Annotated in this window: 25 protein-coding genes; 15 read left to right on the forward strand and 10 right to left on the reverse strand. The window is 69.0% G+C overall.

Annotated elements, in window-relative coordinates:
- The first annotated feature begins 114 nt into the window (after window positions 1–114).
- The 8 genes from H1Q64_RS21360 to H1Q64_RS21395 all read left to right on the forward strand — a co-directional run bounded on the left by H1Q64_RS21360 (window position 115) and on the right by H1Q64_RS21395 (window position 9409).
- Window positions 115–1176, forward strand: a complete 1062-nt coding sequence (locus H1Q64_RS21360) for a LacI family DNA-binding transcriptional regulator (RefSeq protein WP_237905511.1) — start codon at window positions 115–117, stop codon at window positions 1174–1176.
- A gap of 281 nt (window positions 1177–1457) precedes the next feature.
- Complete coding sequence (locus H1Q64_RS21365; RefSeq protein ID WP_237905512.1) at window positions 1458–3941, forward strand: TonB-dependent receptor; 2484 nt, start codon at window positions 1458–1460, stop codon at window positions 3939–3941.
- 30 nt (window positions 3942–3971) lie between these two features.
- Entirely contained in the window at window positions 3972–4700 is a 729-nt protein-coding gene (locus H1Q64_RS21370; protein ID WP_237905513.1) for a DUF4198 domain-containing protein, read from the forward strand.
- Window positions 4697–4978: a DUF3649 domain-containing protein gene (locus H1Q64_RS21375; RefSeq protein WP_014197892.1), complete on the forward strand. Its 282-nt coding sequence runs from the start codon at window positions 4697–4699 to the stop codon at window positions 4976–4978. The genes H1Q64_RS21370 and H1Q64_RS21375 overlap by 4 nt, the downstream gene beginning before the upstream one ends.
- 64 nt (window positions 4979–5042) lie before the next feature.
- A complete protein-coding gene (locus H1Q64_RS21380; RefSeq protein ID WP_237906487.1) occupies window positions 5043–6638 on the forward strand; it encodes a PepSY-associated TM helix domain-containing protein in 1596 nt (531 codons plus the stop codon).
- Between the two features lie 2 nt (window positions 6639–6640).
- Window positions 6641–6928, forward strand: coding sequence for a DUF3325 domain-containing protein (locus tag H1Q64_RS21385; RefSeq protein ID WP_237905514.1), 288 nt, complete (start codon window positions 6641–6643; stop codon window positions 6926–6928).
- A 144-nt stretch (window positions 6929–7072) separates the two neighbouring features.
- The gene (locus H1Q64_RS21390; RefSeq protein WP_237905515.1) at window positions 7073–9139 is read left to right on the forward strand and encodes a carbon starvation CstA family protein; all 2067 of its coding nucleotides are present in this window, start codon (window positions 7073–7075) and stop codon (window positions 9137–9139) included.
- Window positions 9140–9205: 66 nt separating this feature from the next.
- Window positions 9206–9409: a YbdD/YjiX family protein gene (locus tag H1Q64_RS21395; RefSeq protein WP_014197888.1), complete on the forward strand. Its 204-nt coding sequence runs from the start codon at window positions 9206–9208 to the stop codon at window positions 9407–9409.
- A 149-nt stretch (window positions 9410–9558) separates the two neighbouring features.
- On the opposite strand, the gene H1Q64_RS21400 is transcribed toward H1Q64_RS21395, so the two are convergent.
- The 3 genes from H1Q64_RS21400 to H1Q64_RS21410 are packed head-to-tail and all read right to left on the reverse strand — an operon-like array spanning window position 9559 to window position 12113.
- Complete coding sequence (locus H1Q64_RS21400; protein WP_237905516.1) at window positions 9559–10086, reverse strand: cyclase dehydrase; 528 nt, start codon at window positions 10084–10086, stop codon at window positions 9559–9561.
- Between the two features lie 14 nt (window positions 10087–10100).
- Complete coding sequence (locus H1Q64_RS21405; RefSeq protein ID WP_237905517.1) at window positions 10101–11273, reverse strand: zinc-dependent alcohol dehydrogenase; 1173 nt, start codon at window positions 11271–11273, stop codon at window positions 10101–10103.
- A gap of 48 nt (window positions 11274–11321) precedes the next feature.
- Window positions 11322–12113, reverse strand: coding sequence for an SDR family NAD(P)-dependent oxidoreductase (locus H1Q64_RS21410; RefSeq protein ID WP_237905518.1), 792 nt, complete (start codon window positions 12111–12113; stop codon window positions 11322–11324).
- A 267-nt stretch (window positions 12114–12380) separates the two neighbouring features.
- Here H1Q64_RS21410 and H1Q64_RS21415 point away from each other — a divergent pair, with 267 nt between their 5' ends.
- The 5 genes from H1Q64_RS21415 to H1Q64_RS21435 all read left to right on the forward strand — a co-directional run bounded on the left by H1Q64_RS21415 (window position 12381) and on the right by H1Q64_RS21435 (window position 16016).
- Window positions 12381–13058, forward strand: coding sequence for a GntR family transcriptional regulator (locus H1Q64_RS21415; protein ID WP_145627020.1), 678 nt, complete (start codon window positions 12381–12383; stop codon window positions 13056–13058).
- Between the two features lie 47 nt (window positions 13059–13105).
- On the forward strand, window positions 13106–13897 hold the full coding sequence (locus H1Q64_RS21420; protein ID WP_035677591.1) for a transporter substrate-binding domain-containing protein: 792 nt from the start codon (window positions 13106–13108) through the stop codon (window positions 13895–13897).
- Between the two features lie 79 nt (window positions 13898–13976).
- Entirely contained in the window at window positions 13977–14648 is a 672-nt protein-coding gene (locus H1Q64_RS21425; RefSeq protein WP_237905519.1) for an amino acid ABC transporter permease, read from the forward strand.
- Complete coding sequence (locus H1Q64_RS21430; protein WP_237905520.1) at window positions 14645–15304, forward strand: amino acid ABC transporter permease; 660 nt, start codon at window positions 14645–14647, stop codon at window positions 15302–15304. The genes H1Q64_RS21425 and H1Q64_RS21430 overlap by 4 nt, the downstream gene beginning before the upstream one ends.
- The gene (locus H1Q64_RS21435) at window positions 15282–16016 is read left to right on the forward strand and encodes an amino acid ABC transporter ATP-binding protein (RefSeq protein WP_014197879.1); all 735 of its coding nucleotides are present in this window, start codon (window positions 15282–15284) and stop codon (window positions 16014–16016) included. The genes H1Q64_RS21430 and H1Q64_RS21435 overlap by 23 nt, the downstream gene beginning before the upstream one ends.
- A 62-nt stretch (window positions 16017–16078) precedes the next feature.
- On the opposite strand, the gene H1Q64_RS21440 is transcribed toward H1Q64_RS21435, so the two are convergent.
- Window positions 16079–16834: an SGNH/GDSL hydrolase family protein gene (locus H1Q64_RS21440; protein WP_237905521.1), complete on the reverse strand. Its 756-nt coding sequence runs from the start codon at window positions 16832–16834 to the stop codon at window positions 16079–16081.
- Between the two features lie 255 nt (window positions 16835–17089).
- On the opposite strand from H1Q64_RS21440, the gene H1Q64_RS21445 reads away from it, so the two are divergent.
- The gene (locus H1Q64_RS21445; RefSeq protein WP_237905522.1) at window positions 17090–18583 is read left to right on the forward strand and encodes a hypothetical protein; all 1494 of its coding nucleotides are present in this window, start codon (window positions 17090–17092) and stop codon (window positions 18581–18583) included.
- Window positions 18580–19083: a hypothetical protein gene (locus H1Q64_RS21450; RefSeq protein WP_237905523.1), complete on the forward strand. Its 504-nt coding sequence runs from the start codon at window positions 18580–18582 to the stop codon at window positions 19081–19083. The genes H1Q64_RS21445 and H1Q64_RS21450 overlap by 4 nt, the downstream gene beginning before the upstream one ends.
- A gap of 3 nt (window positions 19084–19086) precedes the next feature.
- On the opposite strand, the gene H1Q64_RS21455 is transcribed toward H1Q64_RS21450, so the two are convergent.
- The 6 genes from H1Q64_RS21455 to H1Q64_RS21480 all read right to left on the reverse strand — a co-directional run bounded on the left by H1Q64_RS21455 (window position 19087) and on the right by H1Q64_RS21480 (window position 26759).
- Window positions 19087–21123 carry an NAD(+) synthase gene (locus H1Q64_RS21455; protein ID WP_419468852.1) on the reverse strand — a complete coding sequence of 679 codons (2037 nt, stop codon included), beginning with the start codon at window positions 21121–21123 and terminating at the stop codon, window positions 19087–19089.
- Window positions 21124–21306: 183 nt separating this feature from the next.
- Window positions 21307–23001 (reverse strand): methyl-accepting chemotaxis protein, encoded by a 1695-nt coding sequence (locus H1Q64_RS21460; protein ID WP_237905524.1) that lies wholly within the window; start codon window positions 22999–23001, stop codon window positions 21307–21309.
- A 28-nt stretch (window positions 23002–23029) separates the two neighbouring features.
- The gene (locus H1Q64_RS21465) at window positions 23030–24013 is read right to left on the reverse strand and encodes an ornithine cyclodeaminase family protein (RefSeq protein ID WP_237905525.1); all 984 of its coding nucleotides are present in this window, start codon (window positions 24011–24013) and stop codon (window positions 23030–23032) included.
- The gene (locus tag H1Q64_RS21470; protein WP_237905526.1) at window positions 24010–24858 is read right to left on the reverse strand and encodes an alpha/beta hydrolase; all 849 of its coding nucleotides are present in this window, start codon (window positions 24856–24858) and stop codon (window positions 24010–24012) included. The genes H1Q64_RS21465 and H1Q64_RS21470 overlap by 4 nt, the downstream gene beginning before the upstream one ends.
- 35 nt (window positions 24859–24893) lie before the next feature.
- Entirely contained in the window at window positions 24894–25664 is a 771-nt protein-coding gene (locus H1Q64_RS21475; protein ID WP_014197869.1) for an ABC transporter ATP-binding protein, read from the reverse strand.
- Window positions 25665–25754: 90 nt separating this feature from the next.
- Entirely contained in the window at window positions 25755–26759 is a 1005-nt protein-coding gene (locus H1Q64_RS21480; RefSeq protein ID WP_237905527.1) for an ABC transporter substrate-binding protein, read from the reverse strand.
- Between the last annotated feature and the right edge of the window lie 47 nt (window positions 26760–26806).

The raw sequence follows: 26806 nt of genomic DNA on the forward strand, positions 1-26806 counted from the left end.
ATTGTGGAAATGGCGCCGCGCCCGGCTTGCAACGGCGGGCGCGGCCATGCACAAGAAGGCGGCCGGTTCGTGCCCGAAGGCGGGCCGGCGGAGGCAGGAAAGAGGTCATCCCAGGTGTCGGACGAAGGACAGCTTTCGCTCAGAAAGGCGGAGTCACGGCGGCGCTCCGCGACCCGCGCGGTGACGATGGCCGATGTGGCGCAGGCCGCCGGCGTCTCCACGCAGACGGTCTCGCGCGCGCTCCGCGATCCGCGCAGCGTCGGCCCGGACACGCTCGCCCGCATCGAGGAGGCGGTTCGCGAAACCCGCTACGTGCAGAACCTGGCGGCGAGCCACCTCGCCTCCAACCGCAGCATGACGGTGGCGGCGATCATCCCGACCATCTCCGCCTCGATCTTCGCGGAAACCATCCAGGGCCTGACCGACGTCCTGCTGCCGGAGGGCTATCAGGTCTTCCTCGGCCACACCGACTACATGGCCGGGCGGGAGGAGTCGCTGGTCCGCAGCTTCAGCGGGCGGCGCCCCGACGGCTTCTTCATCATCGGCACCCGCCACACCCAGGAAACCACGGCCCTCCTGAAGCGCACCGGGGTTCCGGTGGTCGAAAGCTGGAGCTGGACGAACCGCCCCGTCGACATGCTGGTCGGCTTCTCCAACCACGCCGCCCTGATGAGCGTGGTCGACCATCTGGTGGGGCGCGGCTACCGCCGGTTGGCCTTCACGGGTGTCATGAAGCCGGGCGACCACCGCGCCAAGGAGCGTCTGAAGGGCTTCCAGGACGCCCATGAGCGTCATTTCCCGGGCGTGACGCCGCGCGTCGTCACGGTCGCCAGCGGACCGATGGTAATGGCGACCGGCGTGGAGCTGCTGAAGCTGGTCCGGGAACAGCATCCCGACACCGACGCCGTGGTGTTCGTCAGCGACGTGCTGGCCTCCGGCGCCCTGCTGGCCTGCAGCGGCCTGGGAATCTCGGTGCCGAAGGATCTGGCGATCACCGGTTTCGGCAATTACGACATCGCCGGGCAACTGACGCCGGGCCTGACCACCATCGCCATCGCCAGCCGCAAGATCGGCACGGAATCCGCCAACCTCCTGTTGCGGCGGATGCAGGGCGGCGAGGTGGAGAACCGCACCCAGGACGTGGGGTTCGAACTGCTGGTGCGGGGCAGTGCCTGAGCCTGTCGGCGCGTCGGTCAATCCTTCTCCCGCATCTCGCGCCCGCATGCGGGCGCTGACGTCGCCCGCGAAATTCCCCTAAAGAATTCACGGACATAAAGGCGCAAACGATCACCAGGACGGTGACGTTGCCCCCTTGCGCAATCCGTCGGCTGATGCTTAGAATGAAAATCATTCGCATTCACGCGATCAGCGCAGATGTTCGGCTTATTTGAAACGGACAGGGTGCCGGTCGCTGACGCTACGCCACATATACACCTTTTGGTAGAGGAACTGGCTCAATGTCTCAATCTTGCGGCAAGGACGCTCTGCGCCTGACCGTCCGCCGCCGCGGCGCCGCGCATGACGTCTTCGCACCGGGTCTGCGCCCGGTCGCCATGGCCGTTTGCTTTGCCAGCGCCGTCCTCGCGGGCAGCCTTCCCTTCGCGCCGGCCGCGCAGGCCCAGACGGCGGCGGCCCGCACGGTCGACGCCAACGTGCCGGCAGGGCCGCTGGACGCCGCGCTGCGCAGCTTCGCCGCCCAGGCCGGGGTGAGCATTGCCGTGGACCCGGCGCAGGTCCGGGGCAAGACCTCCCAGGGGCTGCGCGGAACGACGACGGTCGAGGACGGCTTCCGCCGCCTGCTGGACGGCAGCGGTTATCAGCTCGCGGGCACGTCCTCGGGGTACGGCCTCGTCGCGCAAGGGTCCTCGCCGGTTGTGAACGCCCCGGCCGGGGCAACGGTGCTGCCCTCCGTCCAGGTTTCGGCCAGCGCCGGCACGCTGCCGGGCGAACCGCCGCCGCCCTACGCCGGCGGTCAGGTGGCGCGCGGCGGGACGCTGGGCCTGCTGGGCACCAGGAACACGCTGGACACCCCGTTCAGCACGACCAACTACACCTCCGAGCTGATCGAGAACCAGCAGGCGCGCACCGCGGCCGACACGCTGGTCAACGATTCGTCGGTGCGCACGACCACCGGCGGCAACGGCTTCGACGACACGTTCCAGATCCGCGGCTTCGCGGTTCCGTCCGGCGACGTCGGCTTCAACGGCATGTACGGGCTGGTGTCCTCCAACCGCGTGCCGTCGCAGATCATCGAGCGGATCGAGCTTCTGAAGGGGCCGGGCGCGCTGATGAACGGCATCGCCCCCGGCGGCAGCATCGGCGGCGGCATCAACATCCTCAGCAAGCGGGCCGGCGATCAGCCGCTGACCCGCGTGACCGGGCTCTACCAGAGCGATGCCAATTTCGGTGTCCATGTCGACACCGGGCGCCGCTTCGGCGAGAACAACGCCTGGGGCGTGCGCTTCAACGGCCTGCTGCGCGGCGGCGAAGCCTCGATCGAGGACGGCGACGTGAAGACCGGCCTCGGCTCGCTGGCGGTGGATTACCGGGGCGAGCGGCTGCGCTGGTCGCTCGACGGCATCATCCAGCGCGACGACACCGACAATTTCCGCCCGCAGATCAGCATCCTGTCCACGACGACGGCCATCCCGTCGCCGCCCGACGCGCGGAGCAACTGGTACCCGAACACGACGCTGGTCCAGAAGGACAAGACCATCGCCTCGAACATCGAGTTCGACGTGACGGACTGGCTGACCGCCTACGCCGGCATCGGCTACCGGGACGGCACGAACGATCAGGTGTTCCCGCAGTCCAACCCCGCCGTGAACGCGCTCGGCAACTTCACGGTCCGCAACTCCTACTACGACTCCTACAGCGAGACGGTCAGCGGCACGGCCGGTGCGCGCCTGCGCTTCGAGACGGGTCCCGTCCGCCATCAGGTCAACATCGGCTACACCGGCTTCCAGCGGGAGGAGGGCAACGCCTACATCCAGGCCGCCGGCTCGGCCCCGTCAAACATCTACAACCCGGCGCCGCTGCCGGTCATCACCGCGCCGCGCACCGACCCGCGCAAGTCGGCCGAGACGACGCTCAGCAGCATCGCCATCGCCGACACGCTGTCCTTCGTCAACGACCGCGTCCTGCTGACGCTCGGCGTGCGCGACCAGACGGTGAAGGTGAAGGGCTACAGCACCACGACCGGCGCGCAGACCAGCAACTACGACGCCAGCGCCACGACGCCGCTCGCCGGTCTGGTCGTCAAGCCGCTGGAGAATGTCGCGGTCTACGGCAACTACGCCGAGGGCCTGTCGCGCGGCACCATCGTCGGCGCCGGCTACGCCAACACTGGCGCGGTGCTCGAACCCTACAAGTCGAAGCAGCTCGAGGGCGGCGTCAAGGTCGATTGGGGCACCATCACGACCACCGCCGCGGTGTTCCAGATCACCCGCCCCAGCTCGATCCGCACCGCGTCCAACGAGCTGGCCTATGACGGCGAGCAGCGCAACCGCGGCCTGGAGCTGTCCGCCTACGGCGAGATCCTGCCCGGCCTGCGCGCCATGGCCAGCGCGACCTTCCTGAAGCCGGAGCTGACGAAGACCGCCGTCGCCTCGGAAGAAGGCAACGACGCCGCCGGCGTGCCGGACAAGAGCTTCTCCGCCAGCCTGGACTGGGACACCCCGTGGGTCGAGGGTCTCGCCCTCAACGGGCGCGTGATCCACACCTCCGGCTCCTACCTGACCAACGCCAACACGCTGCGTTTTGACGGCTGGACCCGCTTCGACATCGGTGCCCGCTACACCACCGACGTGTCGGGCAAGCCCGTCGTGCTGCGCGCCAGCGTCGAGAACCTCTTCGACAAGGAGTACTGGCTGACCACCGGCACCTACGTGACCGTCGGTTCGCCGCGGACCGTGCTGCTGTCCGCCACCGTCGATTTCTAACTCCGCCAAGCCATTCCTTTGGATGACGTCATGAACAAACTGTCGCTCGCCTTCATCGCCGCGCTGGGCTTCGCCATGCCCGCCCAGGCCCACCAGATCTGGATCGAGCAGCCCGACCAGGGCAACGCCACGATCCGCTTCGGGGAGTTCGGCGAGAACCTGCGCGAAGTCTCGCCCGGCCTGCTCGACAAGTTCGGCAAGCCGGCCGGCACGCTGCTCTCCGCCAAGGGAGAGCAGAAGGTCGAGGCCGCCAAGACCGCGGACGGCTTCGCGCTGCCCTTCAAGGCCGCCAACGGTGAGAGCATCGTCGCCGAGGACACGCTCTACCCGCTCTACACGTGGAAGCAGGGCGACAAGGAAACCACCAACTGGTTCCACCCCGCTGCGCGCCTGATCACCGGCTTCGCCGAGCAGACGCCGAAGCTGACGCTGGATCTGGTGCCCACCGGCAAGCCGGGCCAGTTCAAGCTGGTCTTCCAGGGCCAGCCCAAGGCCAAGACCAAGGTGATGCTGGTCACCCAGTCCGGCTGGGCCAAGGAGGAGCACAGCGACGAGCAGGGTCTGGTCACCTTCGACCTGCCGTGGAAGGGCACCTACGTGGCCGAGGTCAGCCTGAACGAGCGCACCCCCGGCGAACGCCAGGGTGCCAACGGCGCCGAGAAGTATGACGGCGTCAGCTACGTCACCACGGTGACCTACGTCCACCCCGAGGGTCTGGCGCCGGTCCCCGCCGGCCCGGCGGCGACGCCCAACAAATGACCTCCGTGGCCGGACGGGTCCGTTCTGTCGGTCCGCTCGTCTCGCGCATAGCCGCCGCCCTGTTCGGCGGCTATGCGCTGGCCGCGCTTGCCAGCGTGGCGGTGCTGGCGCTTCCCATGAGCACGCCGCAGGCGGTGCTCACCGGCGAGATGGCGAGTTTCCTCGTCTACGCCGCCGCCGTGATCTGGGTCTTCGCGGTCCGCAGCGCGCTGCGCGCCTGGGCGGGCCTTCTTGTCGTGGCCGCGCCGCTGCTGCTGGCGGCGTGGTCGGTCTGGTGATGGGGAGCCGAGCGTGAAGACGGATCAGGAAGCGCGCCCCGACGGCCGCGGCCTCCGCCAGAGCATGTCCGACCTGCACAGCTGGGTCGGGCTGCTTCTCGGCTGGGTGCTCTACGCGATGTTCCTCACCGGGACGGTGTCCTACTTCAAGGACGAGCTGTCGCAATGGATGCGTCCCGAACTGCCGGCGCAGAGCGGGGTTCCGGATCAGGCCATGGTCGCCCAGCGCGTGGCCGACGAACTCGTCGCCCTGGTGCCGGGCAGCCCGCAATGGAGCCTGCGCCTGCCGGACGCCCGCAACAACAGCGTCTACGCCTTCTGGCGCACCGCCGGGGCGGCTCCCGGCCAGCGCGCCTTCGGCGAGGGCAACTTCGACCCGGCGACCGGGCAAACGGTGTCGTCCCGCGCGACGCTGGGCGGCGACTTCTTCTACCGCTTCCATTTCCAGTTCCATTACATGCCGGTGGTGTGGGGACGCTGGATCGCCGGCATCGCGGCCATGTTCATGCTGGTGGCCATCGTCAGCGGGGTCATCACCCACAAGAAGATCTTTGTCGATTTCTTCACCTTCCGCTGGGGCAAGGGGCAGCGCTCCTGGCTCGACGCGCACAACGCGCTGTCGGTGTTCGGGCTGCCGTTCCACGCCATGATCACCTACACGGGGCTGGTGACGCTGATGGCGCTCTACATGCCCTGGGGCCAGCAGGCAGGGATCAAGACCGCGGCGGATCGCCAGCAGCTCAACGCCGAACTCAGCGCCTTCATCCAGCCGGGCAAGCCCAGCGGCGAGGCGGCCCCGCTTGCCTCGATCGAGGAGATGGTGCGCCACGCCCAGGAGCGCTGGGGCCGCGACGGCGTCGGGCGGGTCACCGCCACCCATCCCGGCGACGCGGCGGCGCGGGTGGCGGTGGCGCGCGGCGACGGCGGGCGCGTCTCGATGAGCCCGCAATATCTGGAGTTCGAAGGGACCACCGGCAAACTGCTGGCCGTCCATGAAGGGGTGGGACCGGCGGCGGAGACCCGCGGCGTGCTCTACGCCCTGCATCTGGGGCGTTTCAGCGACTCGGTGACACGCTGGCTCTATTTCCTCGTCAGCCTCGCCGGCACCGCCATGGTGGGGACCGGTCTGGTGATGTGGACGGTGAAGCGCCGGCAGAAGCTGCCCGATCCGGCCCGGCCCCATGTCGGCTTCCACGTCGTGGAGCGGCTGAACATCGCCAGCATCGCCGGTCTGTCGGTCGCCATGGCGGCCTTCCTGTGGGCGAACCGCCTGCTGCCGGAGACCCTGGCGGACCGCGCCAACTGGGAGATCCACAGCTTCTTCATCGTCTGGGCGCTGACTCTGCTGCATGGCGTGCTGCGTCCCGCGAAGAAGGCCTGGGTCGAGCAGTTGTGGCTGGCCACCGCGCTGCTGGCGCTGCTGCCCGTTCTCAACGCCGCGACCACGCAGCGCCCGTTATGGCGCAGCCTGGCCGAAGGCGATTGGGTGTTCATCGGCATGGACCTGATGTGCTGGGCGCTGGCGGCGCTTCACGCCGTCCTGGCGGTCCGCACGCTCCGCCACCAGCCCAAGACGCGGCCCGCCCGCAAGCCGGCCCCCGAAACCGTTAAGCAACCCGTCAATAAGCCGGCCGGCGGCGCCGTTCTGCGCGAGGGATGAGCATGATCCATCTGTCGTCCTTCATCCTGTGCCTGACGGGCTTCGCCGCGCTGGCCTTCGCCATGGACCGCCCGCAGCACGACCTGTTCGGACGGTCCCTGCCGGCCCCCGCGACGGCCGCCCTGCGCGTCGGCGGGGCGGTTTCCCTGCTGGGGGCGCTGGGCCTCCTCGTGACGTGGCAGGGCTGGGGACTCGGCCTCGTCATGTTCAGCGGCCACACCAGCCTGGGCGCCGGAGTCGTCCATGGCACCCTGATCGTTCAACGGCGGTGGGCTGCCCGCCCGAATTGAGGGTACGCCTTATTTTTGACCCATTTTGTCGCGACCGGCGAGTTTGCTCTTCCCGTTCGGGCGTGATGAGAGGATGATTCTCCATCGTTTTCATCAGGTTCATCGTGCTTTTCAACGATTGCGAATCGTTTGGGAGGAGTACGCATGCCCCGCATCCTCAATCACGCGCCGTGGCTGGTCCTCGCCGTGCTGGGCGCCTTTGCGCTCGGCACCGTCGCCCTGGCGCGCGGCGAGACCATCAACGCCCTTTGGCTGGTCGTGGCCGCCGTCTGCACCTATCTGGTGTCCTACCGCTACTACAGCCTGTTCATCGCCACCCGCGTCATGCGGCTGGACCCGGCGCGTCCGACTCCGGCGATGCGCCACAACGATGGGTTGGATTACGTCCCGACCAACCAGTACGTCCTGTTCGGCCATCACTTCGCGGCCATCGCCGGCGCCGGCCCGCTGGTCGGCCCGGTGCTGGCGGCCCAGATGGGCTATCTGCCGGGCATGCTGTGGATTCTGGCCGGCGTGGTGGTCGCCGGGGCGGTGCAGGACTTCATGATCCTGTTCGTCTCGATGCGCCGCGACGGGCGGTCGCTCGGTGAGCTGATCAAGGCCGAACTGGGGGACATCCCCGGCGTCATCGCGCTGTTCGGCACCTTCATGATCATGGTCATCATCCTGGCGGTGCTGGCCCTGGTCGTGGTCAAGGCGCTGACCAACAGCCCGTGGGGCTTCTTCACGGTCGCCGCCACCGTGCCGATCGCCCTGTTCATGGGCGTCTACATGCGCTTCCTGCGCCCCGGCCGGATCGGCGAGATTTCCATCATCGGCTTCTTCCTGCTGATCGCGGCGATCCTGCTCGGCGGGCAGGTGGCGCAGAGCGAGACCTGGGCGCCGGTCTTCACGCTGACCGGCGTGCAGATCACCTGGATCCTGATCGGCTACGGCTTCGTGGCGTCTGTGCTGCCGGTGTGGCTGCTGCTGGCGCCGCGCGACTATCTGTCGACCTTCCTCAAGGTCGGCACCATCGTGATGCTGGCGCTGTGCATCCTGCTCGTCGCACCGCCGATGAAGATGCCCAGCGTGACCCGCTTCATCGACGGCACCGGCCCGGTGTGGTCGGGCAGCCTGTTCCCGTTCCTGTTCATCACCATCGCCTGTGGCGCGGTGTCGGGTTTCCACGCCCTGATCTCCTCCGGCACCACGCCTAAAATGGTGGAGAACGAGGTCCACACCCGCTTCATCGGCTACGGCGGCATGCTGACCGAGTCCTTCGTCGCCGTCATGGCGCTAGTCGCCGCCTCCTGCATCGAGCCGGGCATCTATTTCGCCATGAACAGCCCGCCCGCATTGCTTGGCACCACGGCGGAGTCGGCGGCCCAGGTCATCAACAACTGGGGCTTCGTCATCACGCCGGAGATGATCACCCAGACGGCGCAGGACGTCGGCGAGGTGAGCATCCTGTCGCGGGCCGGCGGCGCGCCGACCCTGGCGGTCGGCATGGCGCAGATCTTTTCCGAGCTGTTCGGCGGCAAGGGCATGATGGCCTTCTGGTACCATTTCGCCATCCTGTTCGAGGCGCTGTTCATCCTGACCGCCGTCGACGCCGGCACCCGCGCCGGGCGGTTCATGCTCCAGGACCTGCTGGGCGTCTTCTTCAAGCCGCTGCAGCGCACGGCGTCCTGGGCCGGCAACCTGATCGCCACCGGCCTGTGCGTCGCCGCCTGGGGCTACATCCTCTACCAGGGGGTGGTCGATCCGCTGGGCGGCATCAACACCTTCTGGCCGCTGTTCGGCATCTCCAACCAGATGCTGGCGGGGATCGCGCTGATCCTGGCGACGGTGGTGCTGTTCCGGATGAAGCGGGAGCGCTACGCCTGGGTGACCATGGTGCCGGCGGCGTGGCTGCTGATCTGCACCCTGACCGCGGGCGTGCAGAAGGTCTTCCACAGCAACCCGGCGATCGGATTCCTCGCCCACGCCGAGCGTTTCAGCACCGCCGCCAACGAGGGCCGGCTGCTCGCCCCGGCGACCTCGATGGAGCAGATGCGGCAGGTGATCTTCAACGATTACCTGGACGCGGCGCTGGCCTCGCTGTTCGTTCTGGTGGTGCTGGCGGTGCTGGTCTTCGGCGTCCTGTCCTGTCTGAAGGCGCTGCGCAGCGACCGCCCGACCACCCGGGAAATCCCGACGGGCGGCGCCACCGCGCGGGCGGGGGATTGAGTAGGGGCACACCGTTCCCTCACTCCTTCGGGAGTGAGGGAACGGCATATTGGAAAAGGACAACCGATGAGCGGCTTGAAAAGCAACCTCAGCCGGTTCCGCGGTTACTTCGAACAGACGGCCAAGCTCATGATCGGGGTGCCGGATTACGACACCTATCTGGAGCACATGCGGACCCGGCACCCCGACCAGCCGGCGATGACCTACACCGAGTTTCTCGACAACCGTCTGCAGGCTCGTTACGGCGCCGGCAAGGCGGGGTGTTGCTGAACTGGAAGTGCTATTTCGTTGCCCCCTCTCCCCCTGGGGAGAGGGTTTAGGGTGAGGGGGGTGCGCGTGGCGCTACGTCCGGCAAAAGCGCAACCCCCTCACCGGCCCTTCGGGCCACCCTCTCCCCAGAGGGGAGAGGGGTATTCATGCTAATTCGCCCCTGCGGGTTCGAAGCGCAGGATGGCCGGGGTCCGCATGTCGGCGGGGATCGGGGCGTCCTTGGCCGCGCCGCGCATGGCGGCGGGCGGGCGCGGCAGGCCGGTGCGGTCACTGTAGTCAGGGGGCGGCGTCCAGGCCGTCGCCTCCTCCCGGTGCAGCATCGCCGTGCACAGCACGTCGAGCGCCGTCACCGCCGCGACCGCGCCCAGCGCCGTGGCGACATTCTCCCGGCGCGGGTTGCCATCGTGATGCGCCGACGCCAGCGTGGCGAGGTCCAGCGCGTCCCCGGCGACCCGCCCCCACATCCAGGGGCGGGCGTCGCCCATCGCAAGCAGCCCGACGCCGGTCGCCACCTCGCGCGCGCCGTAGGCCCGGATCAGACCGGCCTGCTCCTCCATCCCCATCCAGCGGGCAAGGCGGCGGGCGGCCACCAGTTCGGCGACACCCAGCCCGATGCTGAACCAGCCCAAACCACGGGCCATCCGGTCCGCCGACGAATTCCTGCGGTAATACGCCATGGTGCGCCTCCCTGTTACGGCTTGAGCACGACCTTGATGCAGCCGTCCTGCTTGTCCCGGAAGGTCTGGTACATGCCCGGCCCGTCGGCCAGACCCACAGTGTGGGTGATGACGAAGGACGGGTCGATCTGGCCCTCCTGGATGCGGCGCAGCAGGTCGTCGGTCCAGCGGTTGACGTGGGTCTGGCCCATGCGCCAGGTCAGGCCCTTGTTCATCGACATGCCGAAGGGGACCTTGTCGATCAGCCCGCCATAGACGCCGGGAATCGACAGCGTGCCCGCCGGGCGGCAGACATACATCATCTCGCGCAGCACATGCGCGCGGTCGGATTCCAGCATCAGCGCCTGCTTGGCGCGGTCGTAGATGGAATCGAGCGTGGCGGTGGCGTGCGCCTCCATGCCGACGGCGTCGATGCACTTCTCCGGACCCTTGCCGCCGGTCAGCTCGTTCAGCCGTTCGACGACGCTTTCCTCCTCGAAATTGATCGTGATGGCGCCGCCGGCCTTGGCCATGGACAGGCGTTCGGGCACGCGGTCGATGGCGATGACCTGCTTGGCGCCCAACAGGATGGCGCTGCGGATCGTCATCTGCCCGACCGGGCCGCAGCCCCAGATCGCCACCGTGTCGGTCGGCTGGATGTCGCACTGCGCCGCCGCCTGCCAGCCGGTGGGGAAGATGTCGCCGAGGAACAGCACCTGCTCGTCGCTCAGCCCGTCCGGGATCTTCACATGGGTGCGGTCGGCGAAGGGGACGCGCACATATTCCGCCTGCCCGCCCGCATAGCCTCCGGTCAGGTGGGTGTAGCCGAACAGCCCGGCGGTGGCGTGGCCGAACAGCTTGTCGGCCATCGCCTTGTTGCGGTTGGAGCGCTCGCAGACCGAATAATTGCCGCGGCGGCACTGGTCGCACTCGCCGCACCAGATGGTGAAGGGAACGACGACGCGGTCGCCGACCTTCAGGGCGCTCTTGGCCTCGGCCCCGACATCGACGACCTCGCCCATGAACTCGTGGCCCATGATGTCGCCCTTCTCCATGCCGGGCATGAAGTGGTCGTAGAGATGCAGATCCGAACCGCAGATGGCGCAGGACGTGACCTTGACGATGGCGTCGCGGGGCTGCTCGATCTCCGGGTCGGGGACGGTGTCGTAACGGATGTCAGCGGTGCCGTGCCAGACCAGGGCTTTCATGGGAAGCTCCTCCGTGGGGGTGGTGGAAGGGGGCCGGGCGGGTATCGATCAGTGGTGGCCGGAACCGGGCTCGGCCTGCTTGCGGTGCTGCTCGGCCAGCACGCCGGAGGGCGTCACGGCGGCCATGGCGGTTTGCAGCTTGTTCTTCCAGCCGGCCACCACGTCGCCGTCGCCGCGCATCATCGCGTCGAAGCCAACCTTGGCGACCATCGCCGGGTCGTCCTTCTTGCCCTGGCCGATCTTGGTGTCCTCCATGCCGGCGCGCTCGAAGAACTCGGTGTCGGTGGCGCCCGGCATCAGGCAGGTGACCGTCACCCCGGAGTCCTTGATCTCGTGGCGCAGCGCGAAGGAGAAGGAGTCGATGAAGGCCTTGGTGCCGTTGTAGACCGCCTGATAGGTGCCGGGCATGAAGCCGGCGATCGAGCCGGTGATCAGGATGCGGCCCTGCTTGCGGTCGCGCATGCCGCGCCCGACCTTCTGGATCAGGTACAGCGTGCCGGTGATGTTGGTGTCGATGACGTGGCGGGCCTCCTGGAAGTCCTGGTCGAGGAAGCCGTGGCCCAGCCCGTGGCCGGCGTTGGCGAGCAGGGCATCGACCGGCCGGCCCTTCACCGCTGCGAGGAGTTTGTCGACGCCGTCGAGGGTGGCGAGGTCCGCCTGCAGCGTCTCCACCGTGACGCCGAGCGTGCGCAGTTCCCTGGCGGCCTCCTCGATGGCCGGGTCGTCGGCGGCGATCAGGAGGTCGAAGCCATTCCGGGCGCATTGCCTGGCGAGTTCGAGGCCGATGCCGGTGGACGCGCCGGTGACGATGGCAAGGGAATGGGTGGCTGCACGAGCCATGGGAACGGTCCTCTTTACAAAGCGGGAGAGTCCCTCAACCCAACTGGCACCGGCAGGCGTTGGTTCCGCCTTTTCCGCCGTCGTCTCTCGCCATTCGGAGCAAGCGCAACGAAGCGGTGCTGCAGAAAAGTGCATAAGGCTTAATCAGGTCGTCTCGATGCCCAATTTTTGATCGAAACAAGAGGCGGACCCCAGCGTTTCCGCGCCTTTCCGGTTGGCACGCCGCTTGCTCAACAGTCTTGTATACAAGATTGGTGCGGCAGCCTGATGACCCAGCTTCCCGACAGCATCGAAGACAGCGTGATCTCCGCCATCCTGGGCGGCCGGCTGCGGCCCGGCACCCGGCTGGGGGAGGCGAAGCTGGCCGAGGTCTACGGTGTGTCCCGCACCCGCGTGCGCGAGGCGATGATGCGGCTGGAGACGCGCGGCATCGTCCATGTCAGCGCCCGGCGCGGCTGGTTCGTCGTCGAGCCCTCGGCGACGGAGGCGCGGGCCGCCTTCCAGGCGCGGCGGGTGATCGAGACCGGGATGCTGCGCGATCTGCACACGCTGCCCGGCGACGCCGTCGCCCACCTGCGCGCCCATGTCGAGGAGGAGCGCGAGGCGCTGCACACCGGCCATGTCGGGTCGCGCACCTGCCTGCTCGGCGACTTCCACATCCACCTTGCCCACGCCTTCGGCAACGCCTTCCTGACCGACATCCTGCGCGACCTGACCGCGCGCACGACGCTGGTCTCGATGCTCTACCAGTCCGACCAGGACGCCGCGGCGTCCAGCGACGATCACGCCGGCATCGTGACGCTGCTGGCCGACGGCGATTTCGCCGGGGCGGCGCGGCTGATGGACGAGCACATCCGGCGCGTCGAGGACGGCCTCGACCTCGCCGCCGCCCCCGATCCCCTGGCCGGCCTGCGCGAGATCCTCTCGCCCGGCGCCCCCGCCTGACCCCTTTCAAGCAACCCATTCCATCCAGAACCGGAGGAGTTAGAGACATGAAGCGCAGGACCCTGCTCGCCCTGGCCGTCGCCGCCGTCGCCGGCCTTTCCATCGCCCAGGCCCCTGCCGCGCGGGCCGACGCCCTTCAGGACATCACCAAACGCGGCACGCTGCGCGTCGCCGTCCCGCAGGACTTCCCGCCCTTCGGCTCGGTCGGCCCGGACATGACCCCGCTCGGCTACGACATCGACGTGGCGAAGCTGATCGGCGCCAAGATGGGCGTGAAGGTGGAGCTGGTGCCGGTGACCAGCGCCAACCGCATCCCCTTCCTGCAGACCAACAAGGTCGATCTGGTCATCTCCAGCCTCGGCAAGAACGCGGAGCGCGAGAAGGTCATCGACTTCACCGACGCCTACGCGCCCTTCTTCAACGGCGTCTTCGCCCCGGCCGGCGTCACCGCCGCGAAGCCGGAGGATCTGGCCGGCAAGACCGTCGGCGTGACCCGCGGCGCCATCGAGGATCTGGAACTGACCAAGATCGCCCCGGCCGACGCGGTCATCAAGCGCTACGAGGACAACAACGGCACCATCTCCGCCTTCCTGTCCGGTCAGGTCGAGGTGGTGGCGACCGGCAACGTCGTGGCGGCGGCGATCCTCGCCCGCAACCCGCCGAAGCGGCCGGAGCTGAAGTTCCTCATCAAGAACTCCCCCTGCTACATCGGCCTGAGCAAGGAGCAGCCGGCCCTGCTGGAGAAGCTGAACGGCATCCTGGCGGCGGCCAAGGCCGACGGCTCGCTGAACGCCATCGCGCAGAAGTGGCTGTCCGCCGACCTGCCGAAGGACCTCTGACGATAGCAGGGCCGGGGCGCCGCGGGTGGCTTCGGCCCCCACGGCGGCCCGGCGTGTGGAGGGCTGACCGGAGGGCCGCATGACCTACCGCTTCGATTATTCGTGGATCGCCGAATACTGGCCCGTCATCCTGAAGGGGCTGGTGACGACGGTCGAACTGACCCTGATCGGCACCCTGTTCGGGGTGGCGTTGGGCATCGCCTGCGCCTGGACGCGGTCGCTCGGGCCGCGCTGGCTGCGCCCGCCGGTCGTCGCCTATATCGAGCTGATCCGCAACACGCCCTTCCTGATCCAGCTCTTCTTCATCTTCTTCGGCCTGCCGTCGCTCGGCGTGCAGATGACCGAGTTCCAGGCGGCGGTGCTGGCGATGGTCATCAACCTCGGCGCCTACAGCGGCGAGATCATCCGCGCCGGCATCGAGGCCACCCCGCGCGGCCAGTTCGAGGCCGGGGCCAGCCTCGCCATGACGCGGTTCGAAACCTTCCGCCACGTCGTGCTGATCCCGGCGCTGCAACGGATCTGGCCGGCGCTGTCGTCGCAGATCGTCATCGTCATGCTCGGCTCGGCGGTGGTGTCGCAGATCGCGGCGGAGGACATCACCTTCGCCGCCAACTTCATCCAGTCGCGGACCTTCCGCGCCTTCGAAAGCTATTTCCTGACCACCGGCCTCTATCTGCTGCTGGCTCTGGCGCTGCGGCAGGCGCTGCGCGGCGTCGGGATGCTGCTGTTCCCGCGGAGGGCCGCGCGATGATGACCTTCACCCTGTGGGACATCCTGCGCAACCTGCTGCTGGCGGCGCGCTGGACGGTGGTCCTCTCGCTGGTCTCCTTCATCGGCGGCGGGCTGCTGGGGATGGCGCTGCTCTATCTGCGGATCGGCAAGGCGCAGGCCGGACGGATGTTCGTCCAGGGCTATGTCGAGCTGTTCCAGGGCACGCCGCTGCTGATGCAGCTCTTCCTCGCCTTCTTCGGGCTCGGCCTGTTCGGCATCGACGTCCCGGCCTGGCTGGCCGCCGGGCTGGCGCTGATCCTGTGGACGGCGGCCTTCCTGGTGGAGATCTGGCGCGGTTGCGTGGAATCGGTCGCCCGCGGCCAGTGGGAGGCGTCGGCCAGCCTCGGCATGGGCTACGTCCAGCAGATGCGCTACGTGATCCTGCCCCAGGCGGTGCGCGTCGCCGTCCCGCCGACCGTCGGCTTCTCGGTGCAGGTGGTGAAGGGCACGGCGCTGACCTCGATCATCGGCTTCGTCGAGCTGTCCAAGGCCGGCACGGTCGTCACCAACGCGACCTTCGAACCCTTCACCGTCTACGGGCTGGTCGCCCTGATCTACTTCGCGCTGTGCTGGCCCCTGTCCAAGAGCAGCCAGATTCTGGAAAGGAAGCTCAATGTCGCTCATCGCAATCACTGAGGTGAAGAAGCGCTTCGGCGACGTCGAAGTCCTGAAGGGGATCAATCTGGACGTCGAGCGCGGCGAGGTCGTTGCCATCATCGGCAAGAGCGGATCGGGCAAGAGCACGCTTCTGCGCTGCGTCAACGGGCTGGAGATGATCGACGACGGCTCGATCATGGTGGCCGGCGCCCAGCTCATCAACGATGACCTGCACCTGAAGGCGCTGCGGCTGAAGGTCGGCATGATCTTCCAGCAGTTCAACCTGTTCCCGCACCTGTCGGCGGGGCGCAACGTCATGCTGTCGCAGATGGTCGTCAAGAAGACCCCGGCGCGCGAGGCGGAGGCGATGGCCCGCCGCATGCTGGAGCGGGTGGGCTTGGGCCACAAGTTCGACGCCTACCCCGATCAGCTCTCCGGCGGGCAGCAGCAGCGCGTCGCCATCGCGCGGGCGCTGTCGATGCAGCCGATGGCCCTGCTGTGCGACGAGATCACCTCGGCGCTGGACCCTGAGCTGGTGAACGAGGTGCTGGCGGTGGTGAAGGAGCTGGCCGCCGACGGCATGACGCTGATGATGGTGACCCACGAGATGCGCTTCGCCCGCGAGGTCTGCGACCGCGTCGTCTTCATGCACCAGGGCCGCGTGCACGAGATCGGCCCGCCCGAGGAGGTGTTCGGCAACCCCCGCACCCCGGAACTCCGGCAGTTCCTGGGCGCGCAACTGGTCGTCTGATAGTAAAAGGGTGCCGATGGCATGACCACCGGCGCCCCTTCCTGGGAATGGATGATGCGGGCTCAGCGCGCCGCGGTCTTCTCGCTCACCACCCGCGGGGTGTCGATCATGTCGGCGACGAACTCCGCCAGGCAGCGGTAGCTGAGGTCCTTCAGGTGCAGGCCGTCGGTGCTCAGCACCTGATCGGCGGCGAAGTGCCGGCTCTCCAGCCACCACGCCATGATGCGGTAGCGGTCGAGCACCGGCACGTCGAGTTCGCGGCCGAGCGCCACCACGGTCGACGCGTAGGCGGGATAGGACTCGACCTTGGCCTCGCCGGGGAAGGACTGCGGGTTCATCAGGATGACGTCGGCGCCGGTCTTGCGGATCCGGGCGATGCCGTCGCGAACGGTGGCGGCGAAGGCGTCGAGCGGCACCTTCTGGAAACTGTCGTTGGTCCCGACCTGCCAGATTACGAGGTCCGGCTTGGCGGCCAGCACGTCCTTGTCGAAGCGGACGAGGTTGGCCCCCGCCGTCTCGCCGCCGATGCCCTTGTTCAGGACCTGGATGGCCGAGGTGGCGTGACGCTGCTCCAGAATGGCGTCGAGCTGGGCGGGGTAGGTGGCGGTGATGGTGGTGGCCCCGACGCCTTCCGTGCTTGACGACCCCATCGCGACGACCGTCAGCGGGTGCCCGGCGGCCAGGGCGGCCCGGCTGTGCATCAGTCCGGCGGCGGTTGTATCGGCACCGGGCGGGACCGGGCACAGCGCCGACGCGGCGGCGGCACCGCTCCACAACACCCAAGCGGCCAACACTCCGCCAAGCACCCGTCCCGTCATGAGCCACGCTCCCCTGGTTCGCCTCGTCGAGGCACGCTGTCAGAGGGCATGGTCGGGCGGTCATGGTTAATGCATCGCTAAGCGGGGAAGCGGCTAACCCCTCTTCGCTCCTCGTCAAAAGGGATGCCGCGGCGCGGCGCCCCGGGGGCAGGAGCCGCCGCCGCTCGGCAATGTAACCGCGAAACCAAGCCGCCGTGGTGCTGTTCATCAGGATGGGCATCCTGCCCCTGTCCGTCGCTTCGCGTGGTTGAAGGCATGCATCTGGCTGATCTGTTCGTTGCGCTGCGGCACCAACTGGATCGAGACCCGAAAGAGACCGAACGCGCCGCACAGCGCCTGGAATTCGCGCCGGACGATGCGGGCAGTGTGCTGCGTCGTCTGGCAGAGTTGTTGGATGCTGACGACGGCGCCGATGCGCTCAGGGCTTGGGTCGGCTCGCCCGATGAGAAGACACAGGCGGAACGGCGTGTGCTGGCGGCCCAGGCCATCGACCTGTGGTTCGCGCCGCTGGCCTCGCGCTTCCTGGCGCGACGCGCGCTGTCCAATGGTCATCTGCGGGCACGGCAATGGTACAAGCGGCACGGGCGTCTCAACGGCGACGCCGCAGAGGGTCAGCTCATCCTGCGGCCCGGCCTGTTCGACCGCTCGGTGAACGTCCGGGAGGTCACGCCCCTGCGCGAGTCCTTCGACGCGGCCGACCTGTTCCACACCCTGCTTCTGCTGCCGCCGACCCTCGCGGCGGAGTGCCCCCATGGGGAGGACGGCGAGCGGCCCGTCTCGCTGGCCTTCCATCGAATCGCCGAGGTCGCCGACCAGTGCCCCAGCGATCCCGACTGGGCGCCGGTCGTCGGCGTCGTCCCGCTCGCCCTCGCCGAGGACGACCTCGCCCTGCGGACCTTTTTCAAGGATGGCGCGGACTGGTACGCCGCCGTTCCCGGCGATCTCGGCGCCCGCGCGGCGGCGGCCATCGACGCGTTGGCCGCCGAAGGCGCGACCATCGTCGTCTTTCCCGAGGTGACCGCCGATCCTGCCACGCTCGACGCCATCAAGGCGGCGGTGCGGCGTCACGCCGTGGACGGCCCGCTTCGCTACGTTCTCGTCGGCGTCCGGCAGGATCGGAAGGAGGGCGGCAAGCCGCGCAGCACGGCGGTCCTGCTCGACCGGACGGGAGCCGAGATTTTCCGCCAGACCAAGCTGCACTGCTGGGACCTCGATGCCGACCAGTGCCGCTCCTACGACGTGCGCGGCCCGGATGGACGGCTGCTCGACGCGGCGAAGGAGTTCATCGCGCCGGGGGACGGCGTCACCATCGTCGAGCTGCCCAACATGGGCCGGCTTGCGGTGATGATCTGCGAGGATCTCGGGCGCGAGCAGCCGGCGGCGTGGCTGTGCCGGGCCAAGCTGTTGGACTGGATCGTCACCCCGGTGATGGACGCCGGCCTGACGGAGGAGCGGTGGCAGGCCCAGGCCGGCGACGAATCCTCCCGCGCCGGGTCGTGCCGTGTGGTGGTGGCGAACAGCATGTCCTTCTCGCACCGCTTCAACCGTGTCTGCGACGCCGATGGGGAGGATGACAAGCGCATCACCGACTGCGGGGTCGCGCTGTTCTTCCAGCCGCGCGTCGACCCGGCGCAGAGTTCGCGCATCCGGCGGCTGTCGCTTCCCATCGACGCGCCGGAGCCCGGCTGCGTCGCGGCGCGCTGGGAGCCACAACGTTGGCCGGAGCTGAACACGGAGGGCTGTCCATGAGTGGGGAGGCGTATCGGGCTCTGGCCGACGATATCCGGGACGCCGTCGCGGCCGGCCGCTGGGACGAGGCCGACGCGGATATCGATACCTTTGCGGAAGAGGCGGCTCTTTGCCTCGTGCAGGATCGCGCCGCCGACCTCGCCGCCCTGGCGCGGGAGGTTGCCCGCTGCCACACGGCACTGACATTGCGCGAGGACCGCGGCCCCGAGGCGATGCACCGGCTTGGGCAGCTCCGTGCCATCGCCTCCATGGTCGCCGCCGGCCGGGCAAATCGGCCCGCCCGCAGCGAGGTGGTGCTCGCCCAGGCCGGAACACCGACCGCGGCGGTGCTGCACGCCCTGGAGGGTGGTGCGAAATCCGGGCCGGCGCTGGTCGAGGCGACCGGCCTGTCGCACGACGCGGTGGCCCGCGCCTTGCCGGAGCTGCGCGCCGCCGGGCTGGTCCGCTCCTGGCCGGCCGGGCGGCTGGTGATGAACGAACGGACCGGCTCGGCGGGGTAGCGGTTACTCCTTGGGCACCTCGCGCTCCAGTTCCTCCAGCCAGATGCGGGCGTTGCCGTCGGACGGCGCGCGCCAGTCGCCGCGCGGCGACAGGGAGCCGCCCGCCGTCACCTTCGGTCCGTTGGGCATGGCTGAGCGCTTGAACTGGCTGAAGCCGAAGAAGCGCTGGATGAAGACGCGCAGCCAGGAATGGATTTCGGCCAGCGTGTAGGCGCTGCGCTTCTCCACCGGATAGCCCGCCGGCCAGTCGCCGCGCGCCGGATCGGACCAGGCGTGCAGGGCGAGGAAGGCGATCTTCGACGGGCGCAGCCCGTAGCGCAACGTGTGGAACAGATGGAAATCCTGAAGCTCGTAGGGGCCGACGACAGCCTCCGAACTCTGCAGGGCGCGGTCGCTGCCGGCGGGGACCAGCTCGGGCGAAATCTCGGTCGCCAGGATGTCGCCCAGCGTGTGCAGAACCTCGTCCTGGAACTGGCGGGAGCCGATGACCCAGCGGATCAGATGCTGGATCAGCGACTTCGGGACGCCCGAATTGACGTTGTAATGGGCCATCTGGTCGCCGACGCCGTAGGTGCACCAGCCCAGCGACAGCTCGGACAGGTCGCCGGTCCCCAGCACGATGCCGCCCCGCTGGTTGGCGAGGCGGAACAGGTAGTCGGTGCGCAGACCCGCCTGGACGTTCTCGAAGGTCACGTCGTACACCGCCTCGCCACGGGCGAAGGGGTGGTCCATGTCCTTGAGCATCTGGTTGGCGGCGGGGCGGATGTCGAGTTCGTGGTGCGACACCCCCAGCGCGCTCATCAGGCGGAGCGCGTTGCCCTTGGTCTTGTCGCTGGTGCCGAAGCCCGGCATCGTGAAGGCCAGGATGTCGGTGCGCGGTCGGTCGAGCAGGTCCATGGCGCGGGCGGCGACGATCAGGGCGTGGGTGGAATCCAGCCCGCCCGACACGCCGATCACGATGCGCGGCATGCCCGTGGCCCGCAACCGCTGGACCAGCCCGGCGACCTGGATGTTGTAGGCCTCGTAGCAGTCGAGTTCCAGCCGCTCCTGCGCTGCCGGAACGAAGGGGAAGCGGGGGACGTTGCGGCGCAGCCCCAGGTCCCCGTCGGGCGGATCGACGCGGAAGGCAACCCGGCGGAAAGCCGTTCCGTGCAGGCGGCGGTTGTCGTCGAAGGTGCCCATGCGCAGCCGTTCCTGGCGCAGCACGTCGAGGTCGACGTCGGCGACGGCCATCTGGGCGCCCTTGGGGAAGCGTTCGGTCTCGACCAGCGTCTCGCCGTTCTCGAAGATCGACGCCTGCCCGTCCCAGGCCAGATCGGTGGTCGATTCCCCGGCCCCGGCGGAGGAATAGAGATAGGCGGCGATGCAGCGCGCCGATTGCGACTTGCAGAGCAGGCGGCGGGTTTCTGCCTTGCCGATGGTGATGTTGCTGGCCGACAGGTTCGCCAGCACCGTCGCCCCGGCCAGCGCCGCCCCGGAGCTGGGCGGGACGGCGACCCAGAGATCCTCGCAGACCTCGGCGTGGACCACCAAACCTTCCAGGTCGTCCGCCTGGAACAGCAGGTCGGGGCCGAAGGGGGCGTCGTAGGCGCCGATGCGGATCGTCCCGCCCTCGGTGCCCACACCGGACGCGAAATGGCGGCGCTCGTAGAATTCCCGGTAATTGGGAAGATGGACCTTCGGCACCACGCCCAGCAGCCGGCCGCGATGCACGGCGACCGCCGTGTTGTAGACGCGGCCCGCGTGGCGCAGCGGCGCGCCGACGAGGATCAGCGGCATCAGGTCGCGCGACCGCTCCACCAGATGGGCGACGGCCTTCTCCACGGCGTCGAGCAGGCAGTCCTGAAGGAACAGATCGTCGATGGCGTAGCCGGACAGCGCCAGCTCGGGGAACAGCGCGACGGCGACCGCCTGTTCGTCGCACTCCCGCACGCTGTCCAGCACCGCGGCGGCGTTCGCCATGGGGTCGGCGATCGTGCAGGGCGTCGTGCAGGCGGCGACCCGGGCCATCCCATGGCGATAGAGTGATCCAAAGCTCAGGGTCCGAGCCGCGCCGTCAACCGTCATCGTGATCCTCTCCCAACCGGTCCCGCGGTAAATCCCACAGGAGGGAAACCGGCGGAGGCCGCCGGTCGTCTCGCCCGCCGCATTCTGGCGGTTGCCGGCGCGCCGCTCAACCCATTGATCTGACCGATCGGCTATGGAGGATGGATTGCGTAAGGTTCAGGCCGTCTTCACCTCGGCGATGAAGGCGTCGACGCTGCCCTTGAGGGCCACGGCGCGGCCGGCCACCTCGCGGGCGGATTGCAGGACCTGCACCGATCCGGCGGCGGTCGATTCGGAGGCGACGCGCAGCGTGCCGATGGTCCCGGTCACCTCCGCCGTGCCCTGCGCCGCCTGAACGGCGTTGCGGCCGATCTCGGCGGTGGCCGCACCCTGCTGCTCGACGGCGGCGGCGACGGCGGTCGCCATCTCGTTCAGGCGGTAGATGACCGTGGCGATCGTCTGGATGGCCGACACAGCGCCGCCGATGGTCTCCTGCATGGCGCCGACCTGACCGCGGATCTCGTCGGTCGCCTGCGCCGTCTGGTTGGCGAGCTGCTTGACCTCGCTCGCCACCACGGCGAAGCCCTTGCCGGCCTCCCCGGCACGGGCGGCCTCGATGGTGGCGTTCAGCGCCAGCAGGTTGGTCTGGCTGGCGATGCCCTGAATGAGGTCGATCACCTCGTTGATGCGCTGGCCGGACTCGGTCAGGGCGCCGACCCGCTCCTGGGCTTGCTGGGCCTGCCGCGTCGCCTCGTCGGCGAAGCCGCGCGCCTCGTTCATCTGGCGCGACACCTCCTGAACGGTGGAGGTCATCTCCTCCGTCGCGGCGGCGACCGTCTGGACGTTGGCGGCGGTCTGTTCGGCGGCCGCGCCGACGACGGTCATCCGCTCCGACGCCTGCTCCGCCCCGGCGGACAGGGAGTTGGCGGTGGCCTCCAGCGCGGCGGCGGCGTCCTTCATGACGTGCAGGGCCTCGCCGACCTCGCGGTCGAAGCGCAGGATCGTCGCGCCGACCGCCTCGGCGCGGTTGAGCTTGTGCCGGGCCTCGGCCTCCTGCTCCGCCTGGATGCGCTGGCGGTCGAGCGCGTTGTCCTTGAAGACGGCGAGCGCCCGCGCAATGTCGCCGACCTCGTCGCGGCGGTCGGCGCCGCTGATGACCACCGTCAGGTCGCCGCCCGACAGGCGGCGCAGGCAGGACACCGCCTCCACGATGGGGCCGACGATGCCGCGCGCCGACAGCCAGCGCCCGATCAGCCCGCTGGCGAGAATGCCCAGCAGGGCGACCGCGGCGATCAGCCACGTGGTCCGGTCGGCCAGCGCTTCCGCCTCCTCGGAGATCCGCGCCGTCTTGGCGACGGTGAGGCCGTTGTAGTCCTGAACGGCGCGGATCAGCGCCTCCACCTGCTCCTGGCTGCCGGACACGTTGTTCAGCACCTCGCGCCGGGCGTAGGTGATGCCCATGTCGGCGTGCTTCTTCGCCGCCGCCACCGTGGCGTCCAGGCTGCTGACATAGGCGGCGTACTGCGTCTCGATGCCGTCCAGCAAGGGGCGTTGCTGAGCGTCGGCGGCGTCGCGGGCGTGCTCCAGATGGGCGCGGACCTCGGCCTTGCGGTCGGCGACGACGGCCTCGATGGTGGCGACGCTGGCCGGGTTGGCGCCCATCTGGTACTCGGCGCGGCTCAGCTCGACCAGATAGCGGTTCAGCCGGGCGCCCTGCGTCGCCTCGCGGCCCGCCCCCTCGACCCGGTTCAACTCCCCGCCGAGCGTGGCGAGGCCGTAGCCGCTGACCAAGGCGGTGGACACCGAAACGGCGCCCAGCACCACGACGATGCCGAGAATCTTCCCGGCGATGCGCACATTTTTCAACTGCATGTCGGCCTCGGTCGCGCCCTCTTGCGGGTCAGCGCGCTAAATCGATGCGGTGGATGGGTAAGCCGGCGTCGCCGGCGTCGGTGTGTGCGGCGCGGACGGCCCAGGCGGCGATCGCCAAGTCCTGGATGCCCATGCCGGTGGAATCGAAGACGGTGATCTCGTCCGCGCCGGCGCGGCGGGGCGCCTTGCCCTCCAGCACGTCGCACAGCGTGCCGCGGATGGACTCGCGGGTCAGGCCGTGCGCCAGCGCGTGCTGGCATTCGCCGAGTGCCGAGGCCTGCGCCCAGTCGTCCACCCAGACGGCGGCGCCGAGCAGGATCGCCGGGTCCAGCTCCTGCTTGCCGGCGGTGTCGGCGCCCATGGCGCAGATGTGCGTGCCGGGGCGGACCCAGCCGGCCTGGACCACCGGTTCGCGCGCCGTGGTCAGAGTGATGAGCACGTCGGCGTTGCGCGCCGCGGTCTCTGCGTCCACGACCTCGACGGGCAGCCGCCCGGCGAAGGAGGCCGCCAGCTCCTCGGCCCGCGCGCGGTCGCGGTTGGCCACCAGGATGCGGTCGAAGCCGCGCACCAGCAGCGCCGCCTCCAGATGGTGCGCCGCCTGCCCGCCGGTGCCGATCAGGGCGAGCACCCGCGCGTCGGGCCGCGCCAGCTCGCGGATGCCGATGGCGCAGGCGGCGGCGGTGCGCAGCCCGGTCAGGTGGTTGGAGCTGACCAGCGCCGTCGGGCAGCCGGTCTCCGGGTCGGTCAGCACGGTGGTGGATTGGTGGTTGGTCAGGCCGCGGGCGCGGTTGCCCGTCCAGTAGCCGCCGATCTTCAGTCCGAGCAGCCCGATGGCGAGGTCGCCGCCGGCCTTGATGCCGTAGACGTCCGGCCCCGGCAACAACCGTTCGCGGACCACCGGGAAGTTGCGCGCCTGCCCGCGGGAGACTTCGCGGAAGGCCATGTCCATGGCCTCGATCGCGTCGGCGGGAGACACCAGACGGCGGGCGGCGGTTTCATCAATGACGATCATTCTTTTGCTCCAGCCGCATCCAGCACCAGACGCGACAGCGCGTCGTCCGGTGTTTCCATCCGTGCCATGATCGAGAAGTGATCCTCCCCGGCCAGCGTGTGATAGGAGCAGCGCGAGCCGCGGCCCCGGCACAGCGTGGCGAAGTCGCGCGACTGGGCGATCCAGGCGGGCGTCTCCGCCGAACCGACGACGACCGTCAGGGCCGTGGCGGTGGACGGCGGGTGGCGCATCGGGCTGACCCCGTCGACCATCTCCGGGCGCAGCCCGATGGTCTCGTTGACGGTGATGCCCAGCACCGGCGCCAGCTCGTAGATGCCGCTGATCAGGACGGCGGCCTTGATGGCGCCATCCTCCAGCCGGTCCGCCCCGGCGTCGTCGGCCAGCGCCATGGCGATCAGATGCGCCCCGGCGGAATGGCCCGACACGGTGAGGCGGTCGGGATCGCCGCCCAGCGACGCCGCGTTGCGGTGAATCCAGCGCAGCCCCTCGCGGGTGCGCCGCGCGATCTCCGGCAGGGTCGCCGCCGGGCACAGGTCGTAGTTCATGACCACGGTCGTCACCCCGCGCGGCACGAGCGCGTCGGCGACGTAGCTGTAGTCGGCCTTGTCCCGCCCGCGCCAGTAGCCGCCGTGCAGGAAGACGTGCAGCGGGGCGCCGGGTGCGGCCGCCGGAAACACGTCGAGCGTCGAGAGCGGGCTGTCGCCGTAGGCGACGTCGTAGCGCGCGGCGTGGCGCTCGCGGACGGTCCGGCTCAGCGCGGCGGCGCGCTCGGCGTGGCGCGCGAAGTCGGGAACGGAATGGCGGGGGTTGTACTGCCACTCGTGATCGTCAGGAACGACTGACACGATGGGACCTCCTGGGTTCCGGAGAAGGGGGGCGCTCAGACCAGATCCATCAGCTGGGTCCACAGCTGGTGCCGCTTGGCGACGTATTCCGGCGTGTCGCGCAGCGCCTCGCCCAGGCTGGCGCGCGGGCGCGGGATGTCGATGGGCACGATCTCGCGGATGCGGCCGGGGCGGGGCGACATGACCACCACCCGGTCGGCGAGGCAGACGGCCTCGTCCACGCTGTGGGTGACGAAGAGGATCGTCTTGCCCATGCGCTCGGTCAGGCCGAGCATCTCGTTCTGCAAAATCTCGCGGGTCAGCGCGTCGAGCGCGCCGAACGGCTCGTCCAGCAGCATGATCTCCGGCTCGATCGCCAGGGCGCGGGCGATGCCGACGCGCTGCTGCATGCCGCCGGACAGCTGGTGCGGGAAACGGTCGCCGAAGCCCTTCAGCCCGACGGTGGCGAGCACGCGCTCCGTCGTCTCGCCGTGGCGGGCGGCGGGGATGCCCTTGGCCTCCAGCGCGAAGCCGATGTTCTGGGCGGCGGTCAGCCAGGGCAGCAGACCATATTGTTGGAAGACGAAGCCGCGGTCGTGGCCGGGGCCGGTGACCGGCTTGCCGTCGATGCGGATCTCGCCGCTGGTCGCCGTCTCCAGCCCCTGGATGATGCGCAGCAGCGTGGTCTTGCCGCAGCCGCTGGGCCCGACGAAGGCGATGAACTCACCCTCCTCCACGTCCAGGTCGACGCCGTCGAGCGCCGTCATCGACGGCCCTCCGGACACCGGGAAACGCTTGGTCAGGTTGCGGACGGACAGCTTGGGCATGGGACGGCACCGGGTCTTGAAGCGGGACGGCGGGCGGAATGGGGCAAAGCGGGGGAGGGGGCCGGCGGTGCGGCGCCGGCCCCGACGGGATTACGGCTGCTTGTAGGTGCCGATCTCCGCCAGCACCTCCTGGACGATGCTGGTGTCGAGCACCTTCTCGGCCGGGTGGACGGCCTTCTGCAGGCCGCCTTCGACGTTCAGCTCCTGCATGTACTTGGCCTGATCGGCGGTGACGGTGCCGTTCGGGTTCCAGATGCCGCCGACCTTGTAGAACTCGTAGAATTCGGCGAGCTGCTCGTCGTTGTAGTCGAAGTGCTTCTTCGCGACGTCCAGCGCGCCCTTCTCGTTGTCGAAGATCCAGCGGGTCGCCTCCAGCTCCGCCTTGACGAAGCGCTTCAGCACGTCGCGCTTCTTGGCGATGGTCTGGTCGTTCACGTCCCAGGGGGTCATCACGTAGTTGGGCAGCTTCTTGGAAACGACGAACAGCACCTTGGCGTTCTTGTCGTGCGCGGCCTTCGGGTCGTAGTTGGAGACGGTCGCGTCGATGGTGCCGGTCAGGATGCCGTTGATGCGGGCCGAGGAGCCCTTCAGCGAGACCCACTGGACCGACTTGATCTGCTCCTCGCTCATGCCGGCCTGACGCATCAGGGCGGTGATGACGACGTGCGGCAGCGAGCCGGGGGAGGAGATGCCGACCTTCTTGCCCGGCAGGTCGGTGACGTCCTTCACGCCCGACGCGGCGTTGGCGTAGAAGGCGTAATGCAGGCCGGTGTGGACGCCGCCGATGGTCTTGAGCGTACCGCCCTTGTCGGCCGCCGCCAGCGTCTCCGACATGCCGGCCTGGCTGATGTCCAGCTCCCCGGCGATCAGGGAGCGCACGGGGATGGAGCTGTCGGCGATGTGCACCAGCTCCACCGTCAGGCCGTTCTTCTCGTAGAAGCCCTGGTCCTGCGCGACGAACTCGACGAGGTTCAGGAACATCTTGGCCGGCATGCCGATCTTCAGCGCGTCGGCGGCGAGCGCGGCGGTGCTCATCGCCACGGAGAAGGCACCCGCCAGCAGGGCGGCCTTCAGCGAACGGGACATCATGCTCATGATCCCTCTTCCTTCCTCAATCCGGTGTGGTGTGGGGCGCGTGTGGT

Source organism: Azospirillum brasilense, assembly GCF_022023855.1.
GTDB lineage: Bacteria > Pseudomonadota > Alphaproteobacteria > Azospirillales > Azospirillaceae > Azospirillum > Azospirillum brasilense_F.